This is a genomic window from Pseudomonas sp. A-1 (assembly GCF_004801855.1).
Taxonomy (GTDB): Bacteria; Pseudomonadota; Gammaproteobacteria; order Pseudomonadales; family Pseudomonadaceae; genus Geopseudomonas.
On sequence record NZ_SSTC01000111.1, the window covers coordinates 1 to 9703 of the forward strand.

Annotated in this window: 10 protein-coding genes and 1 pseudogene; 3 read left to right on the forward strand and 8 right to left on the reverse strand. The window is 70.8% G+C overall.

Features of this window, described 5'->3' with window-relative positions:
* Positions 1 to 471 (reverse strand): DUF2780 domain-containing protein (locus tag E5198_RS18660; RefSeq protein ID WP_136491452.1); only part of this gene is annotated, 471 nt, incomplete at its 3' end.
* A 166-nt stretch (positions 472 to 637) separates the two neighbouring features.
* Here E5198_RS18660 and E5198_RS18665 point away from each other — a divergent pair.
* Positions 638 to 1210 (forward strand): xanthine phosphoribosyltransferase, encoded by a 573-nt coding sequence (locus E5198_RS18665; protein ID WP_136491453.1) that lies wholly within the window; start codon positions 638 to 640, stop codon positions 1208 to 1210.
* Positions 1211 to 1274: 64 nt separating this feature from the next.
* On the opposite strand, the gene E5198_RS18670 is transcribed toward E5198_RS18665, so the two are convergent.
* The 5 genes from E5198_RS18670 to dadA form a co-directional block, all read right to left on the reverse strand.
* Positions 1275 to 1697, reverse strand: a complete 423-nt coding sequence (locus tag E5198_RS18670; RefSeq protein WP_136491454.1) for a cytochrome c5 family protein — start codon at positions 1695 to 1697, stop codon at positions 1275 to 1277.
* A gap of 145 nt (positions 1698 to 1842) precedes the next feature.
* Positions 1843 to 2391, reverse strand: a complete 549-nt coding sequence (locus E5198_RS18675) for a cupin domain-containing protein (RefSeq protein WP_136491455.1) — start codon at positions 2389 to 2391, stop codon at positions 1843 to 1845.
* Positions 2392 to 2547: 156 nt separating this feature from the next.
* On the reverse strand, positions 2548 to 3624 hold the full coding sequence (alr, locus tag E5198_RS18680) for an alanine racemase (RefSeq protein WP_136491456.1): 1077 nt from the start codon (positions 3622 to 3624) through the stop codon (positions 2548 to 2550).
* 57 nt (positions 3625 to 3681) lie between these two features.
* Positions 3682 to 4032, reverse strand: coding sequence for a RidA family protein (locus E5198_RS18685; RefSeq protein ID WP_136491457.1), 351 nt, complete (start codon positions 4030 to 4032; stop codon positions 3682 to 3684).
* On the reverse strand, positions 4007 to 5305 hold the full coding sequence (dadA, locus tag E5198_RS18690) for a D-amino acid dehydrogenase (RefSeq protein ID WP_136491458.1): 1299 nt from the start codon (positions 5303 to 5305) through the stop codon (positions 4007 to 4009). The genes E5198_RS18685 and dadA overlap by 26 nt, the downstream gene beginning before the upstream one ends.
* Before the next feature lie 154 nt (positions 5306 to 5459).
* Between dadA and E5198_RS18695 the strand changes: the two genes are divergently transcribed.
* Positions 5460 to 5951 carry an Lrp/AsnC ligand binding domain-containing protein gene (locus E5198_RS18695; protein WP_136491459.1) on the forward strand — a complete coding sequence of 164 codons (492 nt, stop codon included), beginning with the start codon at positions 5460 to 5462 and terminating at the stop codon, positions 5949 to 5951.
* 69 nt (positions 5952 to 6020) lie between these two features.
* Here the strand turns inward: E5198_RS18695 and E5198_RS18700 are convergent, their stop codons facing one another.
* Positions 6021 to 7391, reverse strand: a complete 1371-nt coding sequence (locus tag E5198_RS18700) for a sodium:alanine symporter family protein (RefSeq protein ID WP_136491460.1) — start codon at positions 7389 to 7391, stop codon at positions 6021 to 6023.
* A gap of 335 nt (positions 7392 to 7726) precedes the next feature.
* Between E5198_RS18700 and E5198_RS18705 the strand changes: the two genes are divergently transcribed.
* Complete coding sequence (locus E5198_RS18705) at positions 7727 to 9022, forward strand: FAD-binding oxidoreductase (RefSeq protein ID WP_256659195.1); 1296 nt, start codon at positions 7727 to 7729, stop codon at positions 9020 to 9022.
* A 107-nt stretch (positions 9023 to 9129) separates the two neighbouring features.
* Here E5198_RS18705 and E5198_RS18710 read toward each other — a convergent pair.
* Positions 9130 to 9703: pseudogene (locus E5198_RS18710) on the reverse strand (MFS transporter); the annotation flags it as partial.

The following is a 9703-nucleotide window of genomic DNA, read 5'->3' on the forward strand; positions in this document are numbered from 1 at the left end:
GCTCAGCGCGCCCAGCCGACCGAGCATGCCGCTGGCGCCGCTGTCGGCGCCGGCGGGGTTGCCGCCCAGCAGCGCCAGCCCCGGCACCGCACCGGCCAGCTGGGCGTACTGGTCGCCGGCCAGCTGGCTCTGCGCCAGGCCGAGCAGCGCGCCGACCCCGCCCATTGCCTGCTGCGGCGTCACCTGCAGGGCGCCCAGCTGCTCGATCAGCGCCAGGGTCTGCGGATTGGCCAGACGGCCGAGGGCGGCGGCGGCCCCGGGCAGCGCCGAGGAGGCCGCGCCCGCCGGGGCGGAGACCGTCGGAGCGACCGCCTCCTGCGCCGGCGCGTTGCCGACCGGCGGCGTCACCTGCAGGGCAGGGTCCGCCGGGACCGGGGACACCCGGACGGTGTCCCCGCCGGCGGCGGCGAACGCCGGTGCGCTCGCCGCGAGCAGCAGGACGGAGAGGCTGAGAGGGCGAAGCAGGGGCATGGAACGGACCTCGAAGAAAGGAAGGCAGACCAGCCTCTGACCACGCCGCCGGCACAAATGCTGAACAGCCGGCGGAAAATCCGGCGAACGGCCCGCTGGCACGCTGCTGCACGCCGCAGGCCGGCTGTCCTACACTGAGCAGCGCCGACCGTCGCCAGGGGGTGTCATGGAGCTGCTGAAACAGAAGATCCGCGAACAGGGCGTCGTGCTGTCCGCCCAGGTGCTCAAGGTGGATGCCTTCCTCAACCACCAGGTCGACCCCGTGCTGATGCAGCAGGTCGGCGTCGAGTTCGCCCGCCGCTTCGCCGGGCAGGGCATCGACAAGGTGCTGACCATCGAGGCCTCGGGCATCGCCCCGGCGCTGATGACCGCGCTGGCCCTCGGCGTGCCCATGCTGTTCGCCCGCAAGCAGCAGTCGCTGACCCTCGGCGGCGAGCTGCTGACCGCGCGGGTGTACTCCTTCACCAAGCAGGTGGAGAGCACCATCGCCGTCGCCGCCAGCCACCTCGCCGCCGGCGAGCGGGTGCTGATCGTCGACGACTTCCTCGCCCACGGCCAGGCGGCGCGGGGCCTGGCGACCATCGTCGAGCAGGCCGGCGCGCGGGTGGCCGGCATCGGCATCGTCATCGAGAAGTCGTTCCAGCCCGGTCGCGGCGAACTGGCGCGGCTCGGCTACCGGGTCGAGTCGCTGGCGCGCATCGCCTCGCTGGACGGCGGCGCGGTGCGCTTCCTCGACTGAAGCGGCCGCCGCGCCGGCACAAAAAAGCCGCCCGCAGGCGGCTCTTTCGCGATACCGGCGAAAATTACATGCCGGACATCTTGTGGATCGCGCCCAGCAGCTCGTCGTCGGAGCAGTCGGCGCAGGTGCCCTTCGGCGGCATGGCATTGCGGCCGGCGATGGCCGACTTCAGCAGCGCATCGATACCACCGCGCTCGCTGGCACGGGCCTTCCAGTCGGCCGCGTCGCCGATCTTCGGCGCGCCCAGCACGCCGGCGCTGTGGCAGGCGCCGCAGTACTTGGCGACCACGTCGTCGGCGCTGCGCGCACCGCCGCCGGCAGCGGCAGCCACGGCACCCACGCCCTTGCACTCCTGGCCGGCGATGCACACTTCGCCTACCGGCTTCAGACGTTCGGCGATGGCGTCATCGCTCGCGGCCTGGGCGCCAACCGCCCACAGGGCCAGCACGGCAGCCTGGGCTGCCAAGACTTTCTTGATCAGGTTCACCCTTACACCCTCTATGGCTAGTCACGCCCGGGGCGGTAGGGCCGCGCGGGCGGCGGCAGTATAACGGCAAAGCGAAGCCTGCCGAAACAACCCCGATGGTCGCAGGGCCTTGCTGCCAAAGGCCCGGCCCATCAGCCTCGGCGGGTCAGAAGTTGGCCGGCGTGGTGGCGCTGATCAGCCGGGCCGGCACGTCGAACGGATTGCGGAAACGGTGCGGCTGGTCACTGCGGAAGTAGTAGCTGTCGCCGCTCTCGAGGATGTACACCTCCTCGCCGACGGTCAGCTCGAGGCGCCCGGCGACCAGCACGCCGGCCTCCTCGCCCTCGTGGTTGAGCATCTCCATGCCGGTGTCGGTGCCCGGGGGATAGGTCTCGTCGAGGAACGACATGATCCGGTTGGGGAACATGCGGCCGACCAGCTTCATGGTCACCGCGCCGCTGCCGATGTCGATCAGCTCGTCGGACTTGTACACCACCTGGGTCTGGTTGCCCTCCTCGAGGTCCATGGAGAAGAACTCCACCAGCGACATGGGGATGCCGCCGAGCACCTTCTTCAGCGAACTGATCGACGGGCTGACGCTGTTCTTCTCGATCATCGAGATGGTGCTGTTGGTCACACCCGCGCGCTTGGCCAGCTCGCGCTGGGACAGGCCTTTGAGTTTGCGGATCGCGTGCAGACGGGCGCCGACGTCCAAGGCTGGAGACCTCCACGGTCATTCGGGATCAGGGATGAATATGACAATGATGGCAAGCACGTTCAGTATTTACAACACGAACGCCCCGCGCGGCAGGCCGGGCGGGGTGGCGGGAGGGGGCCGGCAAGCGGGCCGCGGGCCCGCCGTGGCGAGGGCTCAGGCGGGCCCGGAGTAGTGGCGCGGCACCCGCTTGAGGTTGCAGAACAGCTGGTAGGGAATGGTCCCGGCCGCCGCCGCCACCTCGCTGGCCGGCACCTGCGCGCCCCACAGCTCGACCCGGCTGCCGAGGCCGGCCTGCGGCAGGTCGGTCAGATCGACGGTGAGCATGTCCATCGACACCCGGCCGATCAGTGACGTGCGCACGCCGTCCACCGCCACCGGGGTGCCGCTCGGCGCGTGGCGCGGGTAGCCGTCGGCGTAGCCCATGGCCACCACGCCGACGCGGGTCGGCCGGGCGCTGACGAAGCGCGCGCCGTAGCCGACCGGCTCGCCGGTGGGCAGCTCGCGCACGGCGATGATCTGCGACTCCAGGGTCATCACCGGCCTGAGCCGGTCGGCCTGGGCCTGCGCCTGCTCGAAGGGCGTGGCGCCGTAGAGCATGATCCCCGGACGCACCCAGTCGCTGGGAACCTCGGGCCAGCCGAGCAGTGCCGGCGAGTTGCGCAGACTGACCTCGCCGCCGAGCCCGGCCGTGGCGGCGCGGAACGCGGCCAGCTGCTCGGCGGTGCGCGGGCAGTCCAGTTCGTCGGCGCGGGCGAAGTGGCTCATCAGCACGATCCTGTCCACCTTGCCGCTGGCCAGCAGCCGGGCGTGGGCGGCGCGGTATTCCTCGGGATGCAGGCCGACCCGGTGCATGCCCGAATCCAGCTTCAGCCACACGCTCAGCGGCCGCGCCAGCGCGGTGCGCTCGATGGCCTCCAGCTGCCAGGCCGAGTGCACCACGCACCACAGCTGCTGCTCGGCGATCAGCGCCAGCTCGTCGGCCGCGAAGAAGCCTTCGAGCAGCAGGATCGGCGCGCGGATGCCGGCCGCGCGCAGCTCCAGCGCCTCCTCGATGCAGGCCACGGCGAAGCCGTCGGCCTCCTCCGCCAGCGCCTCGGCGCAGCGCACCGCGCCGTGGCCGTAGGCATCGGCCTTGACCACGGCGAGGGCACGGGCGCCGCCGAGTTCGCGGGCCAGGCGGTAGTTGTGACGCAGGGCGTCGAGATCGATCAGGGCACGGGCTGGACGCATGGCAGGTCTTCTTGTGATGAAAAAAAGCCCGGCGCAACCGGCCGGGCAAAGCAAGGGTCAGGGCAGCGCGGCCACCACGGTCATCTCGACACGGGCGCGCGGGTCGTACAGCTTGGCCTCGACGCAGGTGCGCGCCGGTGCGCAGCCGGCCGGCAGCCAGGCGTCCCACACCGCGTTCATCCCGGCGTAATCGGCCAGGTCGGTGAGGTGGATGGTCACCGCCAGCAGGCGCGACTTGTCGCTGCCGGCCTCGGCGAGCAGGCGCTCGATGCTGGCCAGGGTCTCGGTGGTCTGCTGCTGGATGTCGCCGGCGTAGTCGTCGGCCAGCTGGCCCGCCAGGTAGACGGTGCCGTTGTGGATGACGATCTCGCTGTAGCGGGTCTCAGTGTGCAGGCGCTGGATGGGCATTGGGGGTGTTCTCCTTGGAAGAGCCGTAGCGGGAAATGTCCAGGCCCTGCGGGCTGATCTGCGGGCGCTTTTTCGCCATCAGGTCGGCGAGCAGGCGGCCGGAGCCGCAGGCCATGGTCCAGCCAAGGGTACCGTGTCCGGTGTTGAGGAACAGGTTGCGGTAGCGGGTGGCGCCGACGATCGGGGTGCCGTCCGGGGTCGCCGGGCGCAGGCCGGTCCAGAACTCGGCGCGCGCCAGGTCGCCGCCCTGCGGGTACAGGTCGCGGGTGATCATCTCCAGGGTCTCGCGCCGGCGCGGGTTGAGCGACAGGTCGAAACCGGCGATCTCGGCCATGCCGCCGACGCGGATGCGGTCGTCGAAGCGGGTGATCGCCACCTTGTAGGTCTCGTCGAGGATGGTCGAGGTCGGCGCCATGGCCGCATCGGTGATCGGCACGGTCAGCGAGTAGCCCTTCAGCGGGTACACCGGCGCCCTGATCCCCAGCGGCTTGAGCAGCTGCGGCGAGTAGCTGCCGAGGGCCAGCACGTAGTGGTCGGCGGTTTCCAGCTGGCCGTCGATCCACACCCCGTTGATGCGCTCGCCGGCATGGTCGAGGCGCTCGATGGTGCGGCCGAAGCGGAACTCGACGCCGAGGCTGCGGGCCATCTCGGCCAGCCGGCTGGTGAACAGGAAGCAGTCGCCGGTCTGGTCGTTGGGCAGGCGCAGGGCGCCGGCCAGCTTGTCGGAAACCTTGGCCAGCGCCGGCTCGACGCGGGCGATGCCGGCGCGGTCGAGCACCTCGTAGGGCACCCCGGCCTGCTCGAGCACGGCGATGTCCTTGGCCGCGGCGTCGACCTGGGCCTGGGTGCGGAACAGCTGGGTGGTGCCGAGGCGGCGGCCCTCGTAGGCGATGCCGGTCTCGGCGCGCAGCTCGTCGAGGCAGTCGCGGCTGTACTCGGCCAGGCGCACCATGCGCTCCTTGTTCACCGCATAGCGCGAGGCGGTGCAGTTGCGCAGCATCTGCGCCATCCACAGGTACTGGTCGAGGCTGGCGGTCGGCCTGATGGCCAGCGGCGCATGGCGCTGCAGCAGCCACTTCATGGCCTTCAGCGGGATGCCCGGGGCAGCCCACGGCGAGGCGTAGCCGGGCGACACCTGGCCGGCGTTGGCATAGCTGGTTTCCAGGGCCACGCCGTCCTGGCGGTCGACGACCACCACCTCGAACCCGGCGCGGGCCAGGTAGTACGCGCTGGCGGTGCCGACCACACCGCTGCCAAGGACCAGAACTCGCATGCTTGCCTCCCGCACCCGCCACCGCGAATGAGCTGTTGTTGTGGGCTTCGATGGGCGCAGTATAGGAACGCCGCTCCAGAAATATTCACTGTTCTTCAGGCGATTTCTGGCGATAATTCTCGGCAAAAACCCATTTCACGGAGTGGCATCCACCATGAACGAGGGCATCAAGAAGGGCCGGCGCGACCTCGACCGCACCGACCGCAGCATCCTGCGCATCCTCCAGCAGGAGGGGCGGATTTCCTTCACCGAGCTGGGCGAGCGGGTCAACCTGTCGACCACCCCGTGCACCGAGCGGGTGCGCCGCCTGGAGCGCGACGGGGTGATCCTCGGCTACCACGCCAGGCTCAATCCGCAGCTGCTGCGCGCGGGCCTCTTGGTGTTCGTCGAGCTGAGCCTGGACTACAAGTCCGGCGACACCTTCGAGGAGTTCCGCCGCGCGGTGCTCAAGCTGCCGCAGGTGCTGGAGTGCCACCTGGTGTCCGGCGAGTTCGACTACCTGATCAAGGCGCGCATCTCGGAGATGGCCTCCTACCGCAAGCTGCTCGGCGACATCCTGCTCAAGCTGCCGCACGTGCGCGAGTCGAAGAGCTACATCGTCATGGAGGAGGTCAAGGAGACCCTGGCGCTGCCGGTGCCGGACTGAGCGCCCCCCGGAAACGACAATGCCCGCATCCGGAGATGCGGGCATTGCGTCACGGCGCGACTCGGAGCGTCAGGGTTTCGCCGCCAGCGACGCAGCGGCCGGCTTGGCGAAGTACTCGCGGGTCAGGCGGATCACCACCGGGCTGAGCAGCACCAGGGCGATCAGGTTGGGGATGGCCATCAGGCCGTTGAGGGTGTCGGACAGCAGCCAGGCGAAGTCCAGCTGGGCGACGGCGCCGAAGGGGATGGCCAGCACCCAGAGGATGCGGAACGGCAGGATCGCCCGGGTGCCGACCAGGTATTCCCAGCAGCGCTCGCCGTAGTAGCTCCAGCCGAGGATGGTGGTGTAGCTGAACACCATCAGGGCCACGGCCAGCAGGTACTGGCCGACGCCGGGCAGGGCGCTCTCGAAGGCCGCGCTGGACAGCGCCGCGCCGCTGGCGCCGCTGGTCCAGGCGCCGGTGGTGAGGATCACCAGGGCGGTCATGCTGCACACCACGATGGTGTCGATGAAGGTGCCGAGCATGCCGATCAGCCCCGAGCGCACCGAGCTGTGGGTGGTGCCGGCGGCCTGGGCGATGCCTGCGGTGCCCAGCCCCGCCTCGTTGGAGAAGATGCCGCGGGCCACGCCGAAGCGGATCGCCGCCATCACCGCCGCGCCGGCGAAGCCGCCGGTGGCCGCCGCCGGGTTGAAGGCGTGCTCGAAGATCAGCGCGAAGGCGCCGGGAATGGCCTCGGCGTTGAGGGCCAGCACGGTCAGCGCGGCGATGATGTAGCCCACGCACATGGCCGGCACCAGGGCCTCGGCGACCTTGCCGATGCGCTTGATGCCGCCGAGGATGACCACGCCGGTGATGACCATGGTCACCACGCCGGTGACCCAGTCCGGCACGCCGAAGGAGCCGCTGAGGGCGTCGGCCATGCTGTTGACCTGCACCATGTTGCCGATGCCGAAGCCGGCCAGGCCGCCGAACAGGGCGAAGGCGCCGCCCAGCCAGGCCCACTTCCTGCCCAGGCCGTTCTTGATCGCGTACATCGGCCCGCCGACGTGCTCGCCGCGCTCGTCCTTCTCGCGGTAGTGCACGGCCAGCACCACCTCGCTGTACTTGGTGGCCATGCCGACCAGCGCGGTGCACCACATCCAGAACACCGCGCCCGGGCCGCCGAGGAAGATCGCGGTGGCCACGCCGGCGATGTTGCCGGTGCCCACGGTGGCGGCCAGGCAGGTCATCAGCGCCTGGAACGGGCTGATCTCGCCGGAGCCGTCGTCGTCCTTCTTGCGCCCCTGCCAGAGCAGGCCGAAGGCGGTGGCGATCCTGGCCAGCGGCATGAACCTGAGACCCAGCATCAGGAACAGGCCGGTGCCGAGGATCAGCACCAGCATGGGCGGCCCCCAGACCAGGCCATTGAGACTATTCACTACAGTGTTCAGGAATTCCATCAGGGGGTTCTCTTTGCTCTTGTCGATGGGGTGAAGGCAGCGGCTGCCTTGCGCGGGGCTCCGTAGCACGGGCTGTGCCAGCGATCGCCGGCGCCTCGCGCCGCGCAGCGGTCGCAGTGATTATTCAGGCCGGGATAGCGAATCCACCAGATCAGCATCGCTGTCGAAGCGAACGACAGGCCTTTCACCTGCCTTTCTGCAGGATAACGGCAGAAAACTCCATGAAAAAATCCGCGTCTCTCCCTGCAGGCCGCAGCCGGCGGGGCGTCCGGCAGCTGTTGGTCGCCGCGCCCTGCCGGCCTATGCTGAGGGCTCAGCCACTGCCTGTTGCCCAAATGCCCAGCCACAGCCCCGAGCATGCCCCATCGTGGTACGCCGCCAGCGTCAACCGTCACCTGGAGTTACCTTCACAGGCGGGGGAAACGCGCGCCGATGTGTGCATCGTCGGCGGCGGCTACACCGGCCTGAACTGCGCCATCGAGTTGGCCCGCCGCGGCTATGCGGTGGTGCTGCTGGAGGCGCGGCTGATCGGCTGGGGCGCCAGCGGGCGCAACGGCGGCCAGCTGATCCGCGGCGTCGGCCACGACGTCGAGCGCTTCCGCCCGCTGCTCGGCGACGCCGGCGTGCGCCGCCTCAAGCTGTACGGCCTGGAGGCGGTCGAGCTGGTGCGCCGGCGCATCGAGGAGTTCGCCATCGACTGCGACCTGCGCTGGGGCTACTGCGACCTGGCCAACCGCCCCGAGCACCTGGAGGGCTTCCGCCAGGCCCGCGACGAACTGCTGGAGCTGGGCTACCGCCACGAGCTGCGCCTGCTGCAGCCGGGCGAGATGCACCAGGTGGTCGGCTCCGACCGCTACTGCGGCGGGCTGATCGACATGGGCTCCGGGCACCTGCACCCGCTCGAGCTGGCCCTCGGCGAGGCGGCGGCGGCAACGAGCCTGGGCGCGCGGCTGTTCGAGCGCTCGGCGGCGACACGCATCGACTACGGCGCGCAGGTGCGCGTGCACACGGCGCACGGCGTGGTGCGCGCCGACCGGCTGATCCTCGCCTGCAACGCCTATCTCGCCGGCCTGCAGCCGCGGCTGGCCGGCAAGGTGCTGCCGGCCGGCAGCTACATCGTCGCCACCGCGCCGCTCGGCGAGGAACGCGCGCGGCAGCTGATCCCCCGCGACATGGCGCTGTGCGACCAGCGCGTGGCGCTGGACTACTACCGGCTGTCGCGCGATCGCCGCCTGCTGTTCGGCGGCGCCTGCCACTACTCCGGGCGCGATCCGGCGGACATCGCCGCCTACATGCGGCCGAAGATGCTCAGGGTGTTTCCACAGCTGGCGGACGTGGCCATCGACTACGCCTGGGGCGGAATGATCGGCATCGGCGCCAACCGCCTGCCGCAGCTCGGCCGCCTGCCCGACCAGCCGAACGTCTGGTACGCCCAGGCCTACTCCGGCCACGGCCTCAACGCCAGCCACCTGGCCGCGCAGTTGCTGGCCCAGGCCATCCACGGCGAGGACAGCGCCGGCTTCGAGCTGTTCGCCCGGGTGCCGCACCCGACCTTCCCCGGCGGCCCGCTGCTGCGCGCGCCGCTGCTGGCGCTGGGCATGCTCTGGGAGCGCCTCAAGGAGCGCCTGTAGATCACTGACTCACGAGGAAGTGGTGCGCATGGCGCACCCTACGGCGGGAGGCTCAACCGTAGGGTGCGCCGCGCGCACCACGCAGGCGCCTGTCAGGCCTGCCCGCCCTACCCCGCGTCGCCGCGCAGCTCGAAGGCGCCGCGGCGCAGGGCCAGGACCAGGAACAGCGCCGCGCCGCCGGCCAGCAGCAGCGGCAGGCCGTGGCCGCTCAGCCACTGGCTGGCAGCGCCGGTGGACAGCGGACCGAGCAGGCAGCCGGTCCCCCACAACAGGGCGATGTGGGCGTTGGCGCGCACCAGGGCGTCGTCGCGGTAGCGCGCGCCGACCAGCACCAGCGCCAGGGTGTACAGCCCGCCGGCGCTGGCCCCCAGCAGCGGCAGCAGCAGCCAGACCAGCGGCGAATGCAGCGCCAGCGGCAGGCGGTCGGCGAGCAGGCCGAGCGGCAGCTGCAGCAGGGCGTTACCCAGCACCAGCGCACCGAGCATGTGCAGCGCGCGCCCCTGGGCGATGCCCTCGTGCAGCAGGTACACCGGCAGCAGGGTCAGCGCCAGGGCGTCGAAGGCGGCGAACAGCACCACCGCCCAGGCGATCGCCGGCTGGCCGCGGCAGAACGCCGCCAGGCCGCCGCCGGCCAGCGCCTGGTGGCCGACCTGCGGCGCGCCGCCGCGGCCGAGCAGCAGC

What these genes read in the sequence shown, in the direction of transcription:
- E5198_RS18665 (WP_136491453.1), top strand. Translation starts at nt 638, where the DNA reads ATGGAGCTGCTGAAACAGAAGATCCGCGAACAGGGCGTCGTGCTGTCC.
- alr (WP_136491456.1), bottom strand. Translation starts at nt 3,624, where the DNA reads ATGCGTCCAGCCCGTGCCCTGATCGATCTCGACGCCCTGCGTCACAAC.
- E5198_RS18685 (WP_136491457.1), bottom strand. Translation starts at nt 4,032, where the DNA reads ATGCCCATCCAGCGCCTGCACACTGAGACCCGCTACAGCGAGATCGTC.
- dadA (WP_136491458.1), bottom strand. Translation starts at nt 5,305, where the DNA reads ATGCGAGTTCTGGTCCTTGGCAGCGGTGTGGTCGGCACCGCCAGCGCG.
- E5198_RS18695 (WP_136491459.1), top strand. Translation starts at nt 5,460, where the DNA reads ATGAACGAGGGCATCAAGAAGGGCCGGCGCGACCTCGACCGCACCGAC.
- E5198_RS18700 (WP_136491460.1), bottom strand. Translation starts at nt 7,391, where the DNA reads ATGGAATTCCTGAACACTGTAGTGAATAGTCTCAATGGCCTGGTCTGG.
- E5198_RS18705 (WP_256659195.1), top strand. Translation starts at nt 7,727, where the DNA reads ATGCCCAGCCACAGCCCCGAGCATGCCCCATCGTGGTACGCCGCCAGC.